Origin of the sequence: uncultured Dokdonia sp. (assembly GCF_937910895.1) — a bacterium.
In the GTDB taxonomy this organism is placed as follows: Bacteria; Bacteroidota; Bacteroidia; order Flavobacteriales; family Flavobacteriaceae; genus Dokdonia.
Window position 1 is genome coordinate 21,041 of sequence record NZ_CALEMI010000109.1, and the last position, 24,540, is coordinate 45,580.

Below are 24,540 nucleotides of genomic sequence, written 5' to 3' on the forward strand. Positions count from 1 at the left end.
TACAATTAGTTCCATCAAAAAAACGCTTTGACTTGATATTATAGTCAGAGCGTTTTTAAAAATAGGTTGGTTAGTTAAGTAGCCTATTAATTATATACAGATTCTTTTTTGAAATGTTTTGTAAGCATGTAATATACAACTGCACGGTATTTATTACGATTAGATTTTCCGTACGTTTCTAGTACACTAGCTATAGCACTATCTAATTGTGGTCCGTCACTAAGTCCTAATTTTTTGATTAAAAAATTATTTTTAACCGTAGCGAGTTCACCCTCATCACTTCCAGATACAGTTGCTGCATCAGCATTATAAATAGATGGTCCGCAACCTATAGTTACTTTTGTAAGGAGATCCATATCAGGAGTCATCCCACACTTGTTTTTTAAATCATCTGCATATTTTGCGATGAGATCGTCTCTTTTGCTCATAATGATAAAGTTACTTGTTTGGTTTAAAAATTTATTGTTCTTAAAGATAAAATATTTTCTAATACTTAACCAATATTTTTTTATTTGATGTGCTTAAAATAATTTAACAACACTTCATCGTTGATTTTGCGCGGTGTGAAGACTTCTAGTAATGTCGGTTGAGTATTTGATGCATATAATACATCTTTTTTAACTACACACTCTTCTTCATTAGTTGCTTTGAGGTACTTAAAACCATACATAGTACATAACTCTTTTGCTGTGAGTTGATGAGTGGTTTCAAAAAACGTGTCAAAATTATCTGTGTTTTTATCTCTATTGGGTAAAATCCTAAAAATCCCTCCCCCACTATTGTTGATGACTATAATTTTGAAATCTTTAGGTATATAGGTATTCCAAAGCGCATTACTATCATAAAAAAAACTTAGATCACCCGTAATTAGTGTCGTAGGTGATTGTGTTGCTACAGCAGCTCCTATAGCAGTACTTGTGCTTCCATCAATACCGCTAGTGCCTCTATTACAATATACCTGAAGGGTTTTATTGATATCAAATAGTTGTGCATAACGTACAGCGCTACTATTTCCAATTTGTAACATAGAGTGATCAGGTATGGAGGATAAGATATAATCAAATGCCTTAAAATCACACCAAGGCATTTGTTGTATGTAGGATGTATGTAATTGGTCTCGTTTTGCTCGCACAGATAACCAATACGATTTATAAGTACTCGTAGCTTGTGACAGCTTTCCCTTTATAGATGTAAAAAAAGTATTAGGAGTAAGCTCAAAATGCTTGTTTAGACAAAAATAGGTGTCATAGGCTTTCTTAACATCCACATGCCAATGATGTTTTGGTTGATAGATTCGTAAAAAAGCTTTTATCTTTTTTGAAATCACCATACCACCAAACGTAAGTAAAATATCAGGCTGTAATTGTTTAAATTCCTCATCATCCAGAGAACCTATCATATTATCAATACGCGTAAAAAAATCTAGATGTTCTATATTTGAAGTTGTTTCTGTAAAAACAATCACGGACGGATCAGCACCTAGCCAATCTATAATTTCTTGATCTAATACGTTAGGAGGGTTCACTCCTACTAATACCATTTTACGAGCAGCGGTATTCCAAATATCTACAAAAGGTTGTAATTCTTCCTCTGTGATTTCCTGTTCTATCACTCGTGGAGCTACGTGTATAGGTGTCACTATTTTTTCTGAAATCATTTCATACAGCGGCTCATAAAAAGGAACATTAATATGTACGGGACCATTTTGCTCTATCGCTATGTTAAGTGCTTTATTGATCTCCTGCTCATTATGGCGCCTACTTTCTACAATTTTTTGTAGTAAATGTTTGTCTGTAATCGTCTCTACTGGGACAATCTCAGAATATAAATTTGCCGAATACATACAGTGATTTTCAAACACATTTTTTTGTCTAATGGTTTGCCCATCGCCTATATCTATACGCTCTGCGGGTCTGTCGGCACTTATGACAACAAGCGGAATATCACTATAAAAAGCTTCTGCTATGGCTGGGTAGTAATTCAATAATGCACTTCCGGATGTGCATACTAATGCTACTGGCTTTCTTGTTTGCTGTGCAATTCCCAAACCAAAAAAAGCAGCACAACGTTCATCTACAATACTGTAGGCTTGTATGTCTTCATTTTTTGTAAACTCAATAGTTAAGGGAGCATTACGTGAGCCAGGAGAAATAACCACTTGTGTTATTCCTTTACGCAAGCAAAGACTAACGATAGATTGTGCTACAGGTATTTTGGAGTGTTTCATGTAATCGCATAAAAATACAACTCTCTACTCATAATTCAGCATAATATATTAAAACAACACCTTCCCCATGGTTTGTAATTTATATTGAGTTTCTTCCCACTCTGCTTCTGGGATACTCGCTGCTGTGATCCCGCCTCCTACATATACTTGAGTTCCTGTAGATGTACTTTCCATGCAGCGCAAATTCACAAAAAGATGTGTATTTTTCTTTACACTTCGATATGCGAGGTTCTCTACATTACGTCGTGTCTTAGATCGGTTGGTTTCACTTTTTAGATTTAACTCACCTAAAAAGCCTGTGTAATAAGAGCGATCATAGTTTTCATATTCTATAATAAATGTTTTAGCCTCCTCTACTGGAAGACCACACACGGCTGGGGTAGGATGTAATGCGGTAATAACATCTTGCAAACTAACGTTACTTTCATCTAGACTTGCTGAAATAACTGTTTTTAAATGCAGTAAATTCCCTGCAAGATGATTCTCTGTTTTGCCAACAACTAAATCTTTTGTCAGTGGTTTTAATCGAGAGGCGATTGTATCTGTTACGAGCTGTTGCTCTTCTTTCTCTTTAGAACCCCAAGATACCGCTGCATCGGGTGCATATTTTAAAGTACCTGCAAGAGACATGGTGTATACGGTTCTGTTTTTTACTTCTAACAATGTTTCTGGAGTTGCTCCTAGCCACAATCCAATTTTAGGATGATAAAATACATACACAAAAGCCGTGGGATAAGTCTGCAAGAGCTTTTTAAAGACGGCTATAGGATTTGATAGGGAATTTTGAAAAGTACGCTTTCGCGAAAGCACAACCTTCTTTAACACCCCTTCCTGTATCTTCGCTATTGCCTTTTGTACTAGCTCAATATGTGCATTTCTCTGAAACACCTCTTCTTCGGGAAGTACGATATCTGAAGCATTTTGGGAAATACTAGCAGTACCATATTCACATTGAATATGATGTGTGTCTGGGATCAGACTCGCTTTTTGAGCATTGTCAAAGGGTGCAAAAGCAAATCCGCTCTCCGTAAAATCCTTGATATGATGTACCGTATCTTCCTCTTGATAAAAACTATGAAGGTATTTACTTTCAGGTTTTCTATACGCCACAAAAGGAAGCGCATCATCAAATTGTTGTGTGATTAACTTAAAAAAAGAAGCTTCTGTCATTATTTTTTAGGCAATGCAATTGTGGTCAATTTTACTTTAGAAATCAGCGTATCTTCTTCATCTACCACATCTATATTCCATACTTGTGTGGTACGTCCTTTATGTATAAATGTCGCTTTTGCGTAGACCATTCCTTCTCGCTTACTCTTGACGTGATTTGCAGAGATTTCAATACCGCGCACATACATATTTTCACCATCTAAAAACATAAAACTAGCCGCACTTCCTACACTTTCTGCAAGTGCTACCATAGCACCACCGTGCAATACACCATCAGGCTGATGTACTCTTGGGGTTACTGGCATTTGAGCTATTAAGAAGTCTTCACCAAAATCAATATACTCGATTTCTAGCGTTTCCATGAGTGTATTCTTGCAACTCTGGGCAAGTTTTTTTAAAACTTGTTTCTTATTTAAACTCATAAAAAATTGTTAAATAATAATTTTGAAAAAACCATTCGAAGTCAAATTTCGTTATTTAAAGTAAATAAACCCCATCATTATGTATAAAAATTTTATTGTATTTATTTTTACTATTATGCTGTTAAGCTCTTGCGATGTCGTAGATGAACTTACAAAGTTTGACCTAACCTACAATACAAATGTTACAATTGAGTCGTCTACGATTATAGACATCCCAATACAGATCATATCGCCTGAGGTCTCTACAAACTCAGAACAAGAGTTTGAAAACAATAATACAAGAACTGATCTCGTAGAAAGTATCAAGTTAAAACGTTTAAGGATGGATCTCATTACTCCTGAAAACGGAAATTTTAACTTCTTAAACGAAATCAGAATATTTATTAGAGCAGAGGGACTTGAAGAAATATTAATAGCGTCTAGTGTAGCTATTCCTGAAAATGGATTACGTGCCCTAGAGTTAGATATAGAAAATATAGAATTACGTGATTACATTCGCAAAGACAGTTACACACTTCGTACAGAAACTGTTACAGATCAAGCTATCACTGAAGATCAACAAATAAATATTGAAACTGTTTTTAGGGTAGATGCCAAGATACTTGGTATATAAAATTAAACAAAAAATATATTATTATAGATAGATGTCATACTTTTAAGGTATGACATCTGTTTTATGAAAGCAAAGACCTTACAAAATAAACGCGCAAAATTACTTCCGCTTGAGCCTTTTCACTATAGAGATTTACTTCCGCTTTCTAGACAAGTAGATTTACATCAATACGGATCATCAGATATCTCTTCTCCCAAAAAACTGAAAGCATATATGAATGAGGCTTTTGATAAAAAAGAGCTAGGGCTTGCGCTCCCTTTTATTATTTTTGATAAGAAATTAGAACGCTTTGCAGGGAGTACACGTTTTGGGAATGTAAACAAGAAAAATAAAGTATTACAAATAGGTTGGACATGGTTAGGAGATGATTTTCGCGGAAGCGGACTCAACCGCCATATCAAGTTTTTGATGCTTAGTTATGCGTTTGAAAAATTGTATTTTGAGAAAGTAGAATTTCGAATAGACGAGCGCAATACACGTTCTCGTCGCGCCGTCGAAAAAATTGGAGGGGTCTTGGAAGGCATCTTGCGTAAAAACATGATTACCAAAAATGGTTTTAGACGTAGTTCTGTTTGTTATGGAATTTTACGTGAAGAATGGGATGAAATTAAAAACTCTATTTTTAAAGATCTTAGTACTTAATTGCTATCAATAAGCTTAATTATATCTTTTTTTTTACGCTTTCGCGAAAACTTCCTACGATGTCAGAAAACCAAATCACGTATACACATACCAACACGTATACAACCCTTAATACTTTTACGCCGAAAACCAAAAATGTCTGGTTCGCTTTTCATGGGATGGGACATCTCAGTCGTTATTTTATAAAACACTTTGAAGGACTCAATGCTGATGAAAATTATATTATTGCGCCACAAGCACCTAGTAAATACTATCAAGATAAGCGTTTTAAATATGTAGGCGCTAGTTGGCTTACCAAGGAAAAGACTGCTTTAGAAAAAGAAAATGTACTCGCCTATATTGATGCCGTTTGGGCTACCGAATCTAAAAAATGGGAAGGACAACACATCAACCTCATCTTAATGGGATATTCTCAAGGAGTTTCTATTGTGACCCGCTGGGCAAGTAGCCGAAAGATAGATTGTAAGCATCTCCTACTTCATTCTGGTGCGATCCCTCACGAATTAATACCAGCTGATTTTAAATATCTGTCACCAACCACAAAGGTTACTTACCTCTATGGAGACAAAGATGAATATATCAACGAAGCGCGTAAAACAGAACAACAATTAAAAGGCACCGCACTCTTTGGGGATCGTTTACACGTTGAAGTCTTTGATGGAATCCATGAAGTGAATGAAGCGTTTATTAAAAAACGTATATAAGCGATCACCTGTCTCCTACAAATTGTTATATTTTGATGATTTTTTTTGTAATGACAAGTTCATTCTCTTTATAGAATGATATAAAGTAAGTCCCTCTATAAAGGTCAGAAGTAGATACTACCATTTCATCCTGTTGTATAAGGTGAGTAGCTACAAGTTGCCCTAACATATTGTATATTTTAATTTCACTGTTTCCTGCTATAAATTCTGATATTTTAACTGTAATGATATCTTTCGTTGGATTGGGATATAATTGTATATCAAAATCAGTTTGAACATCTTCTACAGTAAGCGGTGATTGCCCTTCTATGATGGTTATCGTTTGATTAGCACTAACGTCTTCTATTAGATCTATATGACCACTTAACCATGTAACTTTAACATAATCAATAATAGCTACGTTACCGACTCCAAAAGATTCAACATCAGAATTTTGACTTAAATAACTCTCTACATTAGTCGTTACTCTATATTGTTTTTCTCCATTTATACTGATTTCTATTCTTGAACCATAGCCATCACGGTTACTTTCCACACCTTCAAGGCTTACTTTTAACCATTTATTAAACAATAGTTGATAATATCTATTATTCCATAAGTCAAATGTATAAGGATCTCTATTGGCTACGACAATATCTAAATACCCATCATGGTCAAAATCTCCTGTTGCATTACCATAAGAGTGCGCTAAATCTGTTTCAAAACCATTACTTAGAACTCTGGTGAATGATATGTCTTCATTCTGGTAATAAAATGCTGCCGATACTTCTCCATTGTCATTTGTATCATCAAAGCCACTTACATATAAATCAAGCCGCCCATCATTATCCATATCTATAAAATTTGCTCCCCAAGATGTCCTATCAAAACTAACTCCAGATGAAATTGCTATTTCTGAAAAAGTTCCATCACCATTGTTTTTCATAAGCGCATTAGCTGGAACAGGAAAATCTTGATCATAAGCAGTGTTGGTTATATAAACATCTATAAAACCATCTGCATCATAATCATCTAGTCCCACTGACATTGCATCCATAACATATCCAACTTCTGCTTCTTCTGAGATATCAGTAAATGTCCCATCTCCATTGTTATGGTATAAAATATTAGTAGTTACTTTCCTATCATTAATAAGATAAATATCTAACCACCCATCATTATTATAATCAAAAAAAGTAGCTTGAAAAGTAATCTTACTCACATTCCCAATCGCAGATAATTCATTAACATTTTCAAAGGTTCCATCTCCATTATTTCTAAATAGCATATTAGGTATCAACTGATTCAAATCTCTATTACTTAAAAAAAGATCCAAATCTCCATCATTGTCATAATCTCCCCAAGAACCACTATTAGTATGAAGCAGCACATCTGGAATTCCCGCAGCTACCGTAATATCAGTAAATATAAAATTATCATTTCTGTAAAGCCTATTTTTATATTCTTCACTAGCGACAAAAAGATCTTTATCCCCATCATTATCAAAATCAATCCAAACAGCTTGTTTTAAAGACATTGGGAGTTGTTCAAGCTCAAAGGTTACTTTTTCAAAAACACCATTCACATTTCTAAAAAATCCTATAGGTTCTCCATCATCTCCAGATACTGTAATATCATCCCAACCATCCTTATCAAAGTCACAAAAAGGGACTCCAGTACCAAACTGTACAGCGTTTGAAAAACTAAAGTTTACACTTTCCGAAACTTCCTCAAAAACTTGACCGTACCCGTAAAGACAGAGAAAATAACAAAGTAAAAATGCAGTATAATAATGCTTCATAGACCTGTCCTATTTAATTATACTTATTATTATAATTTCTAATCATCTACGTATATAAGTCACTAGATATATATTAGTTTATAGTAAACGATAACACTAAATTTAATGAAAAAATCTACGTGTTATACATGAAGACTTTTAAATAAATTTCTTCAAGGCAAGCCAATGGAACATTTTTAAGAAACATATTTGGAAACTTTAAATATTGCCTAAAGAGGCAAGCCTTGGAGTATTAAACCTTCCTAGAATAAATAGAAGTTTGCTTTCGCGAAAACAAAAAAAAACCGCAACGTTTGTTACAGGAATTTTACTCATAGTTGTTGTTCAATAGATCCCGAGACGAGCTCGGGATAAGCGATTCATACGGTTTCGCGAAAGCAAAAACAAAAAAATTCCCGTAACGTTTGCTACGGGAATTTTACTTATAATTGTTGTTCAATAGACCCCGAGACGAGCTCGGGATAAGCGATTTACACGTTTTTTGCTATCGCAAAAATTGGTTCTCTGCTTACTTCACTTCTTCAAAGTCAACATCTTCTACATCACTTGAAGCATCTCCACTTTCTTCTGTTGCTTGTGCATCAGGTCCTGGTTGTGCTTCTCCTCCGCCTTGCGCTTCTGCTTGTGCTTTATACATCTCTTCAGAAGCTACTTTCCAAGCTTCGTTGATCTTATCTAAAGCTGGTTGGATAGCATCAAGGTTTTTTGTTTCAAAAGCTGCCTTTAATTCTACTAAAGCATCTTCGATAGGTTTCTTCTTATCATCAGATAACTTATCTCCAAATTCTTTTAACTGCTTTTCTGTTTGAAAAATCATTCCATCTGCTTCATTAATCTTATCGGCAGTTTCTTTTGCTTTTGCATCAGATTCAGCATTTGCTTCTGCTTCAGCTTTCATCTTTTTGATTTCTTCTTCTGTAAGTCCAGATGAAGCTTCAATACGAATATCCTGAGACTTGTTAGTCGCTTTATCTGTAGCACTTACTTTGATAATTCCGTTAGCATCAATATCAAAAGTTACTTCAATTTGTGGAGTCCCTCTTTGTGATGGTGGAATACCATCTAAGTGAAAACGTCCAATCGTCTTATTATCTGCTGCCATCGCGCGCTCTCCCTGTAATACATGGATTTCTACCGATGGTTGATTATCTGCTGCCGTTGAGAATATTTGTGACTTCTTTGTTGGGATGGTTGTATTAGCTTCAATAAGCTTTGTAAATACATTCCCCATTGTCTCAATACCTAAAGAAAGTGGTGTTACATCAAGAAGTAATACATCTTTTACATCTCCTGTAAGTACCCCTCCTTGAATAGCAGCTCCTACGGCTACTACCTCATCTGGGTTTACTCCTTTTGAAGGTGCTTTTCCAAAGAACTTCTCTACTGCTTCCTGTACTGCTGGAATACGTGTAGATCCTCCTACAAGAATAATCTCATCAATATCACCAGTACTTAATCCCGCAGCTTTTAATGCTGTTTGACAAGGCTCAATCGTTCTTTTTACAAGATCATCTATAAGCGCCTCAAACTTTGCACGGCTTAACGTACGTACTAAGTGTTTTGGTCCGCTCGCTGTTGCAGTAACATACGGTAAGTTGATCTCTGTTTGTGTAGAAGAAGAAAGCTCAATCTTTGCTTTTTCTGCAGCTTCTTTAAGACGTTGTAAAGCCATTGGGTCTTTACGAAGATCCATATCTTCATCTGAAAGAAACTCTTCTGCAAGCCAGTTAATGATTTTTTGATCTACATCATCTCCTCCTAAATGCGTATCTCCATCTGTTGAAAGTACTTCAAATACACCATCTCCTAATTCTAGGATAGATACATCATGCGTTCCTCCTCCAAAGTCAAATACTACAATTTTCTGATCGGTATTTTTCTTGTCAAGTCCATACGCAAGCGCTGCTGCTGTAGGCTCATTAATAATACGTTCTACTTTAAGACCTGCAATCTCTCCAGCTTCTTTCGTTGCTTGACGCTGACTATCATTGAAGTAAGCTGGTACTGTAATGACAGCACGTGTTACTTCTTGTCCTAAATAGTCTTCTGCTGTTTTCTTCATTTTCTGAAGTGTCATTGCAGATAATTCTTGTGGCGTATACAAACGACCATCAATGTCTACTCTAGGCGTATCGTTATCACCTTTTACTACTTTGTAAGCTGCACGTTCTGCTTCGCTAGAACTTTCGCTGTATTTATTCCCCATAAAACGCTTGATAGAAGCAATCGTTTTTGTTGGGTTTGTTACAGCTTGTCTTTTTGCTGGATCGCCTACTTTAATCTCTCCTCCTTCTACAAACGCAATTACAGATGGTGTCGTACGTTTACCCTCAGCGTTAGGGATCACTGTAGGTTCGTTACCTTCCATAACAGCGACGCACGAATTGGTAGTTCCTAAGTCAATTCCTATGATTTTACTCATTATATTATAGTGTTTAAATGTTACTTAAAATTTTTATACACTACACAATAGTCAATCATTATGCCACTGCCAATAAGCTGACAAGGTGTCATTTTTTTTTTGCTTTCGCGAAAGCGGAAGTCTATAAGAAAATAGCTAAACTCCCTCAGAGCCTATCTCTAACAACTCTCGCCACTGTGTTGTATATCGAGGACTTCGTTCTCGCTTGATTAATTCCCATTCGGATACACGTGTTCCAATCATTGCAGAAGACACTGTGGTTTTTCCAAACTTTCGATTGAGAACATCGAGTGTTTGCATTAGATTTGTGTCTAAAATTTTAGAACGTTTTTCAAAAAGATTTCCTTGTACATGATTTTCAGGAATCAATCCTGTCAGATTTACAGCTACTTTCTTATACCTATAACCCGATTTGTAAATACTTTGTAGGGCTTTACGTGCTTGTGTTATAAGTGCAAACGTATCATTGGTCGGGATGGAGAGAGTGACTGTGGTGCGGTTTGAATATTGCTTGTCTATTGTACTATGATAGTTTGTATAGAGTGCCACGTGAATATAGGTAGCACAGGATTTCTGAGTACGCAATACTTCGGCGACTTCTGTAATATAGTAAGCACAAGCTTCTTCTATTCTTCCTAAGTCAGGTAATTTCTGTCCAAAGGACTTTGCGGTTCCGATGGCTTTCTTGGGATTAGGAACTACCATAAATTCTAAGCAAGATTCCCCTCGCAACTCTTTCCATAATCGCTCTCCTACAACCGTCATCTCTTTGCGTACCCAAGCGAGCGGTAACTTCACAAAATCAATCGCCTTAAAAACACCTATCGCTTGAAGTCGTTTTACGTGTTTTCTTCCAATACCCCATATATCACCTATATCTGCCCATTGTAAGGCTTCTATACGTTTGGCTTCTGTGTCCATGACATAAACATGCTGATAGGTAGGAATCTTCTTTGCCATACGGTTGGCTAATTTGGCTAATACTTTTGTGGGAGCGATCCCAACACCTACTGGTAAGCCTGTATATTTATAAATACGTTCTTTCATATCAACCCCATACGCTCGCATATCAATATGAGATAATCCGTGTAAATCAAGAAAAGCTTCATCAATACTATATACTTCTACACAAGGAGAAAATGTGCTCAATATATTCATTACCCGTTGCGACATCTCTCCGTACAAGGTGTAATTGGAAGAAAAAAAGGTGACTTTATTTTCTATAAGAATATGCTTGATTTTAAAAACTGCTTCAAACATGGGAATATGAGTCAACTGTTTTGCTTCTTTGTTTGCTGCAATAATACATCCGTCGTTATTACTCAATACCACCACAGGTTTTCCCCATAAGTCAGGTCGGAAGACCTGCTCACAAGAAGCATAAAAGCTATTACAATCTACCATCGCTATCATCGGGCATCGTGGATTATATAGGTGATGACTCCCCAGAGTACACAGGTTTCCTGATCTTTATCAAAGGGAACACGCAATACTTTAAAACTTCCGTCTTGTACGACTAAAGCCAAATCCTTAAAACCAGGCGTAAGAGATCTGTCTATAATAAGAACATCCTTGTCTAGGATGGTAAAATCTTTCCACGCATTTCCTTTTACTCTGACAAAAAAAGTAGCATCTTTATGTATGGATAATTCCTCATTAAGATCAATAGGTGCTTCCATATAATGAGTAGCAGCACTAGGAAAACCTGTCTGCTTCGATACTTCTGCTTGATGGCGGTCTTTGGCAACCTTTACTTTTCCTGACACTTCTATTTCCATACTTCAAAAATATGGAATTATTCCAATAAAACAGCGTAATTCCTAAGTAACATTATGTTATTTTCGCATACTAATGGGATAATGAAACTAACTATATGACTTCGAGCCAAAAGACACGCCTTCTTTTTAAAACTTTTTTTAGAATGTGGGGATTATATATCCTCTTTTTTATCACTTTGGGTGTGCTGACTCGTTGGATTCCTGAACTCAATGCAGAAGCTTATGAAGATGCTACGCTCAAAAAACTCGTACAAGAAAATCCATTTAAGCTTTTTATCCTGGCATGTGTCTTTGCCCCTATCGTAGAAGAAATGATGTTTAGAACCCTCATCAAACCTACACATACCGATATCCTCTTGTTTATTTGTTCGTGGCCTGTTTTTATAGGACTCCGTTTTCTACCTAGAGATATTCACTGGGGGATCATACTTGCATTTGGTGCTACCGTTCTCTTTGTCTTATTTTATATTTTAAAACATCTTATTACAGAAACCACCACGCAGCGATTGCGTACGTTTCTTCACACCTACAAAACACTGATATTAATTATAGTATCCGTGGTGTTTGGACTCGTACATATTGGTAACTACGTAGATGATTTTGTAATCAATCTTGCTTTATTAGTCCTCATTGTACCTCGTATTATTTCTGGCTTTATGATGGGATGGATTAAAATCAAAAACCAAGGGCTTGTCTGGTCTATGGGGCTTCATTTTATGAATAATGCATTTGTAGTGGGAATCATTCTTTTGGCGAGTTAATGGGGTAGTTGTTATTTGGTTATTGGTTATCCGTTTGACTATGACTAAATAGCATTCCCTTTTTCTGGTTAATAATTAATCTTATACTTTGGTTTTTGATGGATGATGGATGATGGATGATGGATGATGGATGATGGATGATAATTAAAAATAAACAGGATTAAAAATCAAAATCTTTTCTCTATACTCTATACTCTCTCCTCTATTTTCTATATTCTATATTCCCTTTTTCTAATTTCTAATTTCATTTTTAAAACTTCCGCTTTCGCGAAAGCAAAAACAGCATGAATAGAATTATCTCATCTGTACCAGAATATCAAAAATTAATGCAAAACCATCTATTAACTATTAATATATAAAACTTAAATATTACCTTTAGTTTATTCTGAAAACATATTAGAGAACTGACCTACTTTTAGTACATTAGGCCTTTGATTACAAGACAAATAAAATTGAGATTAGAACAAAAGAATCGTGGAGAAAAAAGAACTTTTCTTATTCAAGAAAGCGGATTAAAAGTTTCCGAGGATAGCTCATTTGGTAATAGTAGCCGAATGATTCCGTTTGAGAATATTACCAATGAATTTATTTCATTAAAATTCAATCCTATTCATTACTTACTAATTATCGTTCTTGGTGTTTTAATTGTCTTTTCATTTCTAGTCTTTAAAATGTACAACATAGACAACCTAGGAAAAATTTATGGAGCGATTTTAATAGTTCTTATAGGTGGCGCTTTTGGAGTTTTTAATTTCAAAATGGCATCAACTGTCCTTAGATGTATAGATTACGAAGGAATTGAATTTTATAAAGATGAACCATCAAAAAAAGAGATGGACTCATTTATCAGCGAATTATTCAAACGAAGGAATATATATCTTGAAAAACGGTTTGGAAAAGCAAACCCAAATTTAAGTTATAATTTTCAATATGCTATGTTTTATCATTTGCACTCGTTGGAAATTATTAATAATGAAAAACTTAACAAACTACTAGCTGACCTTGACAAGACTCATAAAATAGATATCATTCCTTTCAGTAAGAATTAATTCTAATATATAAGAAAATCCTAAATCAAAAATCACTCCTTTCTACCTCAACTCATTTATAATTCTTTCTTTTGTACCCTATACGTTATAAGTTTTCTCATATAACAATCTTTTCAGCTAGAAAAAACAAAGAAACTAAAAAATGAAAAACGCAACCACGAGCTGGACCGCTTGTCAAGAATGTTACGGGCAAGGCAAAAAAAGCCGAAGGTTGCGCAAAAAAGTGCGATTAAGTTACCAACGAGCATTAGAACACTACAAAAAAAATGGTAAAGGCTCAGAACCGCTTCGTCCTCAGCCTTCTTTATATCCCTGCCCTATTTGTAAAGGTTCTGGGTTGATCCCTGCCGCAAGTCCTCCTGAAGCCGACAACGAAAACTATCCTCACATTGCTATTATCGGAGGCGGTATCGGAGGCGTAGCGTTGGCTGTTGCCTGTTTGCATCGCGGGATTCCGTTTACACTCTATGAGCGTGATCAAAGCTTTGATGCCCGATCACAAGGCTACGGACTCACCTTACAACAAGCCAGTAAGGCGATGGAAAGCTTTGGTCTTTTCTCATTAGAAGAAGGCGTCGTATCGACTAGACATCTAGTGCATACTACCGAAGGAAACGTGGTTGGCGAATGGGGTATGAGAAAATGGATACAAACCGATCCCAAAAAAGCTCCTAAACGAACAAACATACACATCGCTCGGCAATCGTTACGTTTGGCATTGTTGGAGCAACTCGGCGGACATGAGGCCGTGCAGTGGGAACATCAGTTTGTTGATTTTAAAATAGGTAAGGACAATCGTGTTGATCTAAACTTTGAAGTAAACGGACAACGTAAAACCACCAAAACTGACCTAGTCGTAGGAGCCGATGGGATTCGAAGTTCGCTACGCAACTTACTGATCGGTGAAGAAGTGACACCTTTACGCTATTTAGACTGCATTGTGATTTTGGGGATTTGTCCATTAGATCAATTACAAAATCTAGACAGTGATGTATTAGATTCCGCTACGGTATTCCAAACCGCCAATGGCAATGAGCGTATCTATATGATGCCTTACTCGTCTGATGCGATTATGTGGCAACTTAGCTTCCCCATGCCTGAAAAAGAAGCCAAAGCATTAAGCGCGCAAGGCGCAAAAGCCCTCAAAGAAGAGGCCTGCCGTAGAACGCCTTGGCACGATCCTATTCCTCAAATTTTAGAAACCACTCAAGAAGCACATATATCTGGTTATCCTGTATATGACCGAGAATTGTTACAACCCGAATTACTACAAAAAACAGGGCCATGTACCCTCATCGGAGATGCAGCACACCCTATGAGTCCGTTTAAAGGACAGGGCGCCAATCAGGCGCTACTGGATGCCCTTGCCCTTGCAAGAGCCATCACCAAAGGATGCCTACACCGCCCCTTAGCAAACTGGAGAGATGTTGGATTAAGGGAATCTGTGTTAACCGACTTTGAATCTGAAATGATCGCTCGCAGTGCTTCCAAAGTAAAAGACTCTGCAGCAGCAGCGCAGTTCCTCCATTCTGAGATTGTTCTACACGAAGCTGACGAGCCACGAGGGCGCTGTTTGAAAAAGAAAAATATGTAGTAAATATTTATTTGTTATAACTAGAAGCATATCGTATTAAATGACATAAGACCGCTTTCCTAAAGGATGTAAGTCATAAGACTTTTTATTAATTTTAATAGAATAAGTCACAAAAAATCATATAAGTATAAAATAGAGTATTGGTCTATTTTAGAGGATTACTCTATTTATTGTAAAATCTTTTATGAGGTACGGAAAATGTACATCTCTGATATAGGTTGACCACTTTTAAAGTGGAAAACTAATAATTACCTAAATCATAACTCCTTATATCAACGAGTGGACGTGGACATAGAAGAATGATATACGAAATTGGGATACATTAGATAATCAACTTAAGGTTACAATGAACTATTAAAAACAGCTAGCGACTATATCAAGCGATCGTCTAATAATTGATTGCTTGTACTTACCTATTATAAGGATACTCACTGATCCAATGAAAACCTCTATTCGTTAATAAAAAACCATCTGTATCTATTCGTTTTGTTTTACCTGAGATTGTATCATTTTTATAGATGTAATTAAAATCTAAAGTATTCTCAGTTTTGGTATAATTAAAATAAAAATAATTATCACTATTCCCTGAAGGGAAGAATTTAATTCTTGGCATGTTAGAATCAACTTCTATTTTATAATAGATATTTTTCTTATTCATCTTATGAACTTGTACCCTTCCTTCTCTTTCAAATCTAATATCTTTCCAAAGCTGATCACTCTTATAATTTGTGATGGTATCTCCATTAATCACATAGTTTGTGACTTCATACACACCGTACAATGCTGGCTTAGGCACATCTGAGCCATATAATTCTCTAGATGCTAAAGAATTATAAAAACCATACCCTAAAGCATACGCTATCACTATTCCTTTTAAGACGTTTAAACCAATCTTAATCCCCTTTTTAAATTGAGGGGGTTTTATTATTGTTAATCTCTGGACAGCCTTATTAGTAACCAAGAATTGCATCACTTTCTTTATATCCCGAGATAAAAGAAACAGTGTAATAATTACTAGATGTGTAGATAAAATCTTTACAGGAATATCAAAAAAGTAGTTGACAGCCATTACATTCATGGTTGTCATTAATGTAATTACTGCTCCAAGAGTTAATGTACGTCTAAATAATAATAAGCCTGCTAACGCCTCTGCTATCCCCATAAATAAATTATAGCCTTCTGAAAACCCAAGAAAAGTCCAAGCTAATCCCATAGGAGAAGATTCGCCGTATGTTTCCATAAGCCTATAGAAAGTAGGTGCCGAAAACTGAAGTTGGATAATCTTTATTAAACCATAACTAATAAGCATTAAACCCACATAGTAACGCATTCCTGTAGTTAGCCAATAATATAGTTTTTTATAATTCTGCCGATTTCTATCGAGTATAGACCATAATAAAGTACCAAATATAGCTACTAGAAAAATGATGAAAATGACCAAATAGTCATACGTTGTATCGCCGCTACCATTAGGTCCTGTATTGATATCGTAAGGAATACCAACAATATTTTTCCCAAACCAAGTTGCAAAATTCTGCATGAACTCTATGGGCTTGTTGGTTAAATAGTCAAAAAATGGGTACGCTCCATTATTCTGAAAAAAGATTATTAGTAGAAAGTAAATAAATGAAAATCTAAATCCAATTTTTGCTAATCGAGACCATCTATCCTCTTCAGTTGAAGAAGCATACGTCATAAAGGAAAGAAGGAGTATTAAAATATATAGTATTGATATAAAAATACCTACATTAGGAAGAGAAGCTTCAATGCTTCCTGTATTTTTTGAGATACCTTTACCTTCTATTAAAATTGAATAATTGCCATCGACACGATCTTCGCTAGTACTAGGCATAAATTCCTTTACGGAAGTGACTTCTTTTTCAGAAATACCTGGACTCCACTCTGGAATAATACGATCTGTTATTTTCGTTTCAAAACTAGCATTCTTAATTTCTATAGGTTGATATTCTCCTGTATCATCTTCTATATATAATTCAAATTTGTCAAAGAAAAACTTACCATTGTAACTACAAATGCCACCAAAAACCAATCTGTCTGATTTTCCATCTATAGTACCTTCAATTGTATATGGAGTCCATACATTCGATTTTATAGGCCTATCTCTCATATTATCAAAAAAGCCACTTCCTTGTTCAGGTTTATTATCTACCCTAGCCCAAATCCCAGACCAAGCCTCTTCATCACTTGTTTCGATTTTTGCGTACCCTATAATTTTAAACTTTTTTACAGCGTCTGTTTTAACCTCTATAGATTGAGAGAATGATGTCCAATATCTAGAAACTTCTTTTACAGTTTGGCTGTTAACAGATACGCTAAGTAAGATTGTGAAAAGAATTGTAACTAATTTTTTCATTTTTTAATGGCTAATGTTATAACCAAATATATAAAACTTACGTTTTGCCACAGAAAGTCTCATCTATTATAACATATACATTATGGATTTTTTAACAAGTGATATTGTAATATAGGACGTTTTAATCTAAAATTAAAACTGAAATTCTCAACCCATCTATCCTTTCCAATCATTTAGACAAAACGAGACCCGAGTGGCGAAAAATCACAAATTCTAAAAACTCAAATTCCAAATCTCAAAAAAATCAAATCTTAAATTTAAAAATCCTACTTCTAAGTTCTAATAGTCAGTAAAATTTTAAAACTTCTTCTCTCTTCTTTACTAACTATACGCTACTCACTAGCTACATTTTACTGCTTTCGCGAAAGCGATAAGGTTAAAGCAACAGATTTTTTTTTTAATGTAATTACGGGAATCCGTAAGGATGAAAAGAAATAATTGTATACATTCCCAAAATAAAACCAATTAACTAACAAACAGTGAGTTATATTATTGCAGATTGATATAAATAGAAGCTTACTGTAGCATATAAACGTACAATGAAACACCTAAGTTTAAAAATAAACAGGCAACAACTATGAAGTCTTCTGATACAACAGGGGTGAGGTGTTCTTATACATTGACGTTTAAACTATCTTAAAATGAAAAAAATATTCTTTCTATTAGTAATCACCCCCCTCACTTTACAAGCACAATCATTAGACATTTGCCAAGCAAATACTATAGAATATGGTTTGCAATCATACCATACAGGTGATGTCGTTATGGATTTTCAAAATGAAGAGCCATTGGTCATTAACACCTATTTCCTGATCATGGAGTCAACGGCTATTAATGAAAACATTAGCGAAAGCGATTATCTAGCGGCAGTAGCGTATCTCAATATCAATTATAATCATTTTAATATCTTTTTCAAATACCTAGGATTTGAATTTGTTGATGATATTTTTGATTATGACACTTCTTATTATACAGATAGAATAAATTTCAGAATCTTACCTGAAGAAGGAGGCGCCGTAGCAGGTTTTCCTTATGATCTCAATGTGTTAACTACATTTCAGGCATTAACCAATGATGAGAACAAAGAATTTCTAATTGCACACGAAACTGGTCACATCCTCGGGCTTATCCATACAAATGGTACTACTGGAAATACGAATGGTACTTTTAATACACCTCTCAACTGTAACGGAAATCAAATTACGATGGGAACTTTTCCTATCATAAACCCAACCTCAGAAAATGTTACACGAGATGAAACGGATATTAATTATAATGCAACTACTGCCGGGGATTATGTCGTTGACACGCCGGCGACGTATTATCAAATAAATTTATGTGTTGATAACTCAGAAATTCACTATCTTTATAGCAATGAGGTACTTGACGTCACAAACACCCCCTATGAAAATATAGATACTCGTAATTTTATGATTTCAGATGATAGGGTAGAATATCACGAATTTAAAACTAGATTTACAGACGGTCAAGGCATACGTATGAGGGAGACTATTGAAAACGAAGCCGTTTTGCAAGCTATTTTAGCGCCTGTCTCATGTCTTTACGAACCTTACAGTGGCGACTATTATGTCGCTGGACCAACCACTCAAAATGACACACCATTATTTCAACCAGGTTTTGACTATAAATTTGTAAGTGCTGGAGGGCAAGCACCCAATGGCTATCAAGTATACAATACGCCTTCTAGTTATGAAAATACTAGTTTTGTGTACGACGCTGGTACTATCCTAAATGAAGTAGATCGTTATTCTTTAGATCTAGAGAAAATATACCACCCTAATAAAAGCGCCATTATAATCGAACAATTGGATGACCAGCCTAGGCGTTGTTATCACAATATAAATAGAGCCGTTAGTAGTGGCACAGTGATCAAATTCACAGATAATATCCTAAATCATAACTATACAATTACCCCAAAAGATTCTGTAGGAATCAATCTCCCCACCTTAATACAAGATTTAGAAAACGGATTATACCTCATTGAAAAGAATTACAATGATGGTACCCAGGAGCAGGAGGTAATTTTAAAAGGAGATCAAAATGATTAAATTAAAACACATATTGATTTCCATTGTATGGGGATTCATACCAGTTACACAGGCACAACACACCGCTATTCCTGATCCTGTTTTTGAGCAATATTTAATTGATTTTGGATTTGATTCTGATGCCACCATCAACGGACAGGTTTTAACGAGCGATATTGAGTTTATTACAAGTCTTCAAATAAATGAAAGTCCTCCTTTTTACTTTATCAATGACTTAACAGGCATCCAAGATTTCACTTCGCTAGAGCATCTTTTTGTGGTGGGTATCGAATGCACTGCATTAAATTTTGGTGATTTAAATAACTTAACCTATTTCGAAGGGATTAGTAACACAAATTTGACCTCTGTTGATCTTAGCCAATGTGAAAATATAGCTACTATATTGTTGTCAGATAGCAATATAAGTAGTATAGAATTACCCCAAAGTCCAAGTCTGGTATCATTTGTATGCAGAAATGCACAACTCACTTCCTTAGATTTATCAGAATATCCAAACCTGACCACCGTTTCGGTGGCACAAAATGCACTAGAAACCTTAATCATTACTAATGAAAACAATACAAACATCACCTCCTTTAATGCAACCAATAATCCTATTTTATCCTGTATCATTGTAGACGACGCTGTTTATAGTCAGAATAATTGGCTAAACATTGATTCTACTACAACTTTTGTAGAAACACAAGAAGAATGCGAAGCATTATCTATTGGGGAAGTTCCCAACATTGAGATGAAGATCTATCCGAACCCTGCAAGTCAGTTTTTTAGGGTTGAATCCAACCAAGAAATAACAAACGTCACTATTATTGACATCACAGGAAAAGTGGTAAAATTCTTTAAACAACATCTAGAAACATATCCCGTAACTGATCTCTCTGAAGGTTTATACATCGTAACAATTGAAACAAACCTTGGAAAATCAACGCAAAAATTAATTGTTAAATAAAAGTGTAATGTATTTTAATAGGTATGTAAAGTAAACAGCCTCACACTAAACAGAAAATTAGTTGTTTTTATAAAATAAAAAAAACTTCCTACTACCTACTTCCAGCATCCAAAAATTTTCAAATTCCAAATCATAAATTTCAAAAAATAAGTCTCCTTTCTCTATATTCTATGCGCTATATTCTCAATATAAAATTCCTAATTTCAAGGAACACCAAAATATAGAAGTTCATCCTGAGCACGCTTTCACGTAAGTGAAGTTTATACTGAGCTCGACGAAGTACGAAAGCATAAAAACCATAAAACTCTTAATAGACTATTAAAACTATTCGTTTACTATCATAAACCCTCTCGACTCATTCCTTTTTTTCCTACTTTTGACAAAAGCTTTACACGGGAATGCAGTTTAAACATCCAGAATTACTTTACGCTTTAATTTTACTTATCATTCCTATTCTCGTTCACTTATTTCAGCTTCGTAAATTTCAGAAAGAGGACTTTACCAATGTGGCTTTCCTGAAGCAAATAAGTATCCAAACCAGAAAAAGCAATACCATCAAAAAATGGCTCGTATTACTCACCCGTCTTGGTCTTATTGCGATGATGGTACTGGCATTTGCACAACCTTTTTTTACACAAAGTGACACGGCGACCAAAGAAAAAGAAACGGTCATCTATCTGGATAATTCCTTTAGTATGCAAGCCAAAGGGGCTTCTGGACAACTATTTAGAAAAGCCTTACAGGATCTCATCACTAACATTCCTGAAGAAGAAACCTTTACGTTATTGACCAATACAGAAACGTTTAAAGATATTTCGATCAAGAATACGCGTAATAATTTACTCCAACTAGACTATGCTGCAGAACAACTGACTCCAGCAGCAATTGCGTTAAAAGCACAAAAGGAATTTAGTTCAAATCCAGCGACCGAGAAACAACTGATTGTGATTTCCGATTTTCAAGACAAAGGACAACCACAAACGATAGACCTTGAGAATATATCCTTGCATTATGTGCAAATGCGCCCAGTCATTGAAAATAATATCGCTATAGATTCTGTATATCCTGTGCAATCCGAAACCAATAAACTGTCGCTTGTCGCAACACTCTCCACCCAAGAACGGAGAGAAACCAATGTACCTATTTCCTTATACAACGGAGAACAACTGATTGCGAAAGCCACCGCTTCTTTTAATGAAGCGACAGAAACCCAAGTGGAATTTGATATTGATAGCCAGACGGATTTTAAAGGAAGGCTGACAATAGAGGATCCGCTATTGGCTTTTGACAATACCTTATATTTTAATAATAATCCAGTACAGACAATCAAAGTACTGTCTATTAATGAAGCCGAGCAAGGTTTTTTATCACGTATGTATACGGCTCCTGAATTTGCCTATACTGCAACTGAAGTCAATACCTTAGACTACAGCAAAATCCCTGATTACAATTTTATTATTCTTAATGAAGTCAAAGCGCCTTCACAAGCATTAACCAATGCACTTGCTACCTTTGTCGCTAATGGCGGAAGTGTCTTGTGTATTCTAAGCGAAGCAGGAGAAGCTTCCAACTATAATTTACTATTGGCACGATTAAGTGGATTGCAGGTAGGAAACCTTTATAAAAAAGGGCGTCTGGTGACCTCCATAAATTACGATCATCCGCTGTATCGTACTGTTTTTGATAGTCGCATTAAAAATTTTCAATACCCCTCTGTCAGTAGTGGTTTTGCTATCACTAACGGAGAAGCGATTTTAGACTTTGAAGACGGAAGTGCTTTTATTGCAGGAAAAAACAAAGTATATGCCATTGCTGGCGGATTAAACGCTACCAACTCCAACTTTCAAAACTCGCCATTGATTGTTCCTACCTTATACAATATGGCAAAACAAAGCCTCTCCTTGCCTACTCTATATTTTACAAATGGGGTTCCTAATACCTACGATATCCCTGCCATGGTTCAAGAAGATGAAATCTTATCATTAGCAAATATCGAGACCCCTGATAAAACGCAAATTCCGTTGCAACGTACGTTCGGTAATAAAGTCACCATTACGACACAGGAACAACCTGAAAAAGCAGGGATTTATAACATCTTAAACAAGGATAACATTCTCCAGCAAGTTAGTTACAATTATAACAGAGACGAGAGTATCTTGCGGTATCAAAACCTACAAGCCATAGATGGAGTAAGTTATACCACATCTGTTGCCACATTATTTGACTCCCTCAAAGAAGCAAACAGTATCCAGCCGCTTTGGAAATGGTTTGTTATTTTTGCGTTATTATTCCTAGTATTAGAAATGCTTATCTTAAAATTCTTTAAATGAACGCACTCATAAAAGCGGCCACCATTATTGATAGTACAAGTTCGCATCATGGCACCACTGTCGATATTCGTATTAAATACGGAAAAATCAGATTGATTGGTCAGAATTTATCTCAGGAAAAAGGCGAGCAACTCATACAAATAGAAAATTTATTTGTCTCACAAGGGTGGTTTGACAGTAGTGTGAGTATAGGACAACCAGGATACGAAGAACGGGAGACGATTGATAACGGTCTGACCGTCGCTGCAAAAAGTGGTTTTACAGGCGTCGCTATTAATCCGAACACCTACCCTATTTTAGATACTAGTGCTGATATTACTTTTGTTTCCAAAATGGGCGAAGGTCACGCCACAAGTATATTTCCTATAGGTGCGCTTACGCGAAATAGTGAAAGCGTGGATCTCGCTGAGCTATATGATATGCAACAATCGGGTGCCGTCGCTTTTGGAGATTACCAGCGTGCGATTACCAATCCGAATCTTTTAAAAATTGCATTGCAATACGCACAAGGTTTTCAGGGGCTTGTGCTTTCTTTTCCTCAAGAAGATAAAATTGCAGGAACAGGAAAAATGAATGAAGGCGTGACTAGTACAGGCATCGGACTCAAAGGAATTCCTGCTATCGCCGAAAGTTTACACATCGCAAGAGACTTACATATTCTGGAATATACAGGCGGGAAATTACATATTCCAACCATTTCTACGGCTGCTTCAGTAGCACTTATCAAAGAAGCAAAAAACAAAGGACTCGACGTAAGTTGTAGTGTTGCTATTCACAACCTATTTTATACAGACAAAGCCTTGCTTGATTTTAATACGAATTACAAAGTAGTACCGCCACTCAGAGCACAGGAAGATGTAGACGCATTAATAGCCGGTATCAAAGACGGAACGATCGATATGGTCACGAGTGATCACAATCCGCTTGATATAGAGCGCAAGCAAGTAGAGTTTGACAATGCTACTTTTGGTACGATCTCACAAGAGGCTACATTTGGCGCTTTACTTACACTCGTTAGTGAGAAAAAAGCGGTACAGCTTTTAACCAACGGACGCAAGCGTTTTACGCAATCATCATTCCCTATCGAAAAAAATACGAAAGCCAATCTCACCTTATTTACCACAAAAGGAAGCTACGTTTTCAGTGAAAGTGATATTTTATCAAAATCTAAAAATGCCTGCTTTCTCGGAGCAAAACTCAAAGGAAACGTCTTCGGAATTATAGCAAATCAAAAAATAGTACTCAAGTAAATATGAACGAAAATACCATCTTTGAAGGAAAAACAGCAGCGGCATTAAGTTACATAACGTTTGTCGGTTTGATCATTGCTTATTTTATGAATAGCGAAGTTAAAAATCCGTTTGCAGGTTTTCATATCAGACAATCCTTAGGACTTACGTTGAGTTATTTTCTGATTATGATTCCGTTGAGCATGCTTGATATTCCGATGGCTTCTATTGGCTTTTTTATCGTCTTCTTTGTCCTATGGCTGTATGGAATTATATCTGCTTTTCAAGGACATACAAAACCTATTCCTTTAGTAGGTGATTTTTATCAAAAAGTGTTTACTTCGAAGTAAACACTTGAAGTTATCAACAATTAACAACTAAGATATCAGAATTCCACAGTATCTTTTTAGTATCAATACACTCATATCAT

At 35.7% G+C, this 24,540-nt stretch carries 20 protein-coding genes; 11 read left to right on the forward strand and 9 right to left on the reverse strand.

The window, feature by feature from the left end; translation table 11 throughout:
* Positions 1 to 86: 86 nt before the first annotated feature.
* From Q0505_RS12805 to Q0505_RS12820, 4 genes are all read right to left on the reverse strand, one after another.
* A complete protein-coding gene (locus Q0505_RS12805; protein WP_299213464.1) occupies positions 87 to 428 on the reverse strand; it encodes a DUF2853 family protein in 342 nt (113 codons plus the stop codon).
* Positions 429 to 508: 80 nt separating this feature from the next.
* A complete protein-coding gene (gene menD / locus Q0505_RS12810) occupies positions 509 to 2,227 on the reverse strand; it encodes a 2-succinyl-5-enolpyruvyl-6-hydroxy-3-cyclohexene-1-carboxylic-acid synthase (protein WP_299213466.1) in 1,719 nt (572 codons plus the stop codon).
* 48 nt (positions 2,228 to 2,275) lie between these two features.
* Positions 2,276 to 3,397 (reverse strand): chorismate-binding protein, encoded by a 1,122-nt coding sequence (locus Q0505_RS12815; protein ID WP_299213468.1) that lies wholly within the window; start codon positions 3,395 to 3,397, stop codon positions 2,276 to 2,278.
* Positions 3,397 to 3,819: a hotdog fold thioesterase gene (locus Q0505_RS12820; RefSeq protein ID WP_299213470.1), complete on the reverse strand. Its 423-nt coding sequence runs from the start codon at positions 3,817 to 3,819 to the stop codon at positions 3,397 to 3,399. Before Q0505_RS12820 ends, Q0505_RS12815 begins: the two co-directional genes overlap by 1 nt.
* 79 nt (positions 3,820 to 3,898) lie before the next feature.
* On the opposite strand from Q0505_RS12820, the gene Q0505_RS12825 reads away from it, so the two are divergent.
* The 3 genes from Q0505_RS12825 to Q0505_RS12835 all read left to right on the forward strand — a co-directional run bounded on the left by Q0505_RS12825 (position 3,899) and on the right by Q0505_RS12835 (position 5,778).
* Positions 3,899 to 4,432, forward strand: coding sequence for a hypothetical protein (locus Q0505_RS12825; protein ID WP_299213472.1), 534 nt, complete (start codon positions 3,899 to 3,901; stop codon positions 4,430 to 4,432).
* Between the two features lie 63 nt (positions 4,433 to 4,495).
* On the forward strand, positions 4,496 to 5,074 hold the full coding sequence (locus tag Q0505_RS12830) for a GNAT family protein (RefSeq protein ID WP_299213474.1): 579 nt from the start codon (positions 4,496 to 4,498) through the stop codon (positions 5,072 to 5,074).
* Positions 5,075 to 5,133: 59 nt separating this feature from the next.
* Positions 5,134 to 5,778, forward strand: a complete 645-nt coding sequence (locus Q0505_RS12835; RefSeq protein ID WP_299213476.1) for an esterase — start codon at positions 5,134 to 5,136, stop codon at positions 5,776 to 5,778.
* 25 nt (positions 5,779 to 5,803) lie between these two features.
* Here Q0505_RS12835 and Q0505_RS12840 read toward each other — a convergent pair whose 3' ends face one another.
* The 4 genes from Q0505_RS12840 to Q0505_RS12855 all read right to left on the reverse strand — a co-directional run bounded on the left by Q0505_RS12840 (position 5,804) and on the right by Q0505_RS12855 (position 11,758).
* On the reverse strand, positions 5,804 to 7,558 hold the full coding sequence (locus Q0505_RS12840) for an FG-GAP-like repeat-containing protein (protein ID WP_299213478.1): 1,755 nt from the start codon (positions 7,556 to 7,558) through the stop codon (positions 5,804 to 5,806).
* Positions 7,559 to 8,066: 508 nt separating this feature from the next.
* Entirely contained in the window at positions 8,067 to 9,980 is a 1,914-nt protein-coding gene (gene dnaK / locus Q0505_RS12845; protein ID WP_299213480.1) for a molecular chaperone DnaK, read from the reverse strand.
* A 135-nt stretch (positions 9,981 to 10,115) separates the two neighbouring features.
* Positions 10,116 to 11,393: a Y-family DNA polymerase gene (locus Q0505_RS12850; RefSeq protein ID WP_299213482.1), complete on the reverse strand. Its 1,278-nt coding sequence runs from the start codon at positions 11,391 to 11,393 to the stop codon at positions 10,116 to 10,118.
* Complete coding sequence (locus Q0505_RS12855) at positions 11,390 to 11,758, reverse strand: S24 family peptidase (RefSeq protein ID WP_299213484.1); 369 nt, start codon at positions 11,756 to 11,758, stop codon at positions 11,390 to 11,392. Before Q0505_RS12855 ends, Q0505_RS12850 begins: the two co-directional genes overlap by 4 nt.
* Positions 11,759 to 11,901: 143 nt before the next feature.
* On the opposite strand from Q0505_RS12855, the gene Q0505_RS12860 reads away from it, so the two are divergent.
* The 3 genes from Q0505_RS12860 (at position 11,902) to Q0505_RS12870 (ending at position 15,162) form a co-directional block, all read left to right on the forward strand.
* The gene (locus Q0505_RS12860; RefSeq protein WP_299213486.1) at positions 11,902 to 12,519 is read left to right on the forward strand and encodes a CPBP family intramembrane glutamic endopeptidase; all 618 of its coding nucleotides are present in this window, start codon (positions 11,902 to 11,904) and stop codon (positions 12,517 to 12,519) included.
* A gap of 452 nt (positions 12,520 to 12,971) precedes the next feature.
* Positions 12,972 to 13,568 (forward strand): hypothetical protein, encoded by a 597-nt coding sequence (locus Q0505_RS12865; RefSeq protein ID WP_299213488.1) that lies wholly within the window; start codon positions 12,972 to 12,974, stop codon positions 13,566 to 13,568.
* Positions 13,569 to 13,710: 142 nt separating this feature from the next.
* Positions 13,711 to 15,162: an NAD(P)/FAD-dependent oxidoreductase gene (locus tag Q0505_RS12870; RefSeq protein WP_299213490.1), complete on the forward strand. Its 1,452-nt coding sequence runs from the start codon at positions 13,711 to 13,713 to the stop codon at positions 15,160 to 15,162.
* 409 nt (positions 15,163 to 15,571) lie between these two features.
* Here Q0505_RS12870 and Q0505_RS12875 read toward each other — a convergent pair whose 3' ends face one another.
* Positions 15,572 to 17,536, reverse strand: a complete 1,965-nt coding sequence (locus tag Q0505_RS12875) for a hypothetical protein (protein WP_299213492.1) — start codon at positions 17,534 to 17,536, stop codon at positions 15,572 to 15,574.
* Positions 17,537 to 18,177: 641 nt separating this feature from the next.
* Here Q0505_RS12875 and Q0505_RS12880 point away from each other — a divergent pair.
* From Q0505_RS12880 to Q0505_RS12900, 5 genes are all read left to right on the forward strand, one after another.
* A complete protein-coding gene (locus Q0505_RS12880; RefSeq protein ID WP_299213494.1) occupies positions 18,178 to 19,605 on the forward strand; it encodes a hypothetical protein in 1,428 nt (475 codons plus the stop codon).
* Complete coding sequence (locus tag Q0505_RS12885) at positions 19,598 to 20,551, forward strand: T9SS type A sorting domain-containing protein (RefSeq protein WP_299213496.1); 954 nt, start codon at positions 19,598 to 19,600, stop codon at positions 20,549 to 20,551. Before Q0505_RS12880 ends, Q0505_RS12885 begins: the two co-directional genes overlap by 8 nt.
* Positions 20,552 to 20,949: 398 nt before the next feature.
* The gene (locus Q0505_RS12890) at positions 20,950 to 22,881 is read left to right on the forward strand and encodes a BatA domain-containing protein (protein WP_299213498.1); all 1,932 of its coding nucleotides are present in this window, start codon (positions 20,950 to 20,952) and stop codon (positions 22,879 to 22,881) included.
* Positions 22,878 to 24,131 (forward strand): dihydroorotase, encoded by a 1,254-nt coding sequence (locus Q0505_RS12895; protein WP_299213500.1) that lies wholly within the window; start codon positions 22,878 to 22,880, stop codon positions 24,129 to 24,131. The genes Q0505_RS12890 and Q0505_RS12895 overlap by 4 nt, the downstream gene beginning before the upstream one ends.
* 2 nt (positions 24,132 to 24,133) lie before the next feature.
* On the forward strand, positions 24,134 to 24,460 hold the full coding sequence (locus Q0505_RS12900) for a hypothetical protein (protein WP_299213502.1): 327 nt from the start codon (positions 24,134 to 24,136) through the stop codon (positions 24,458 to 24,460).
* Positions 24,461 to 24,540 lie beyond the last annotated feature (80 nt).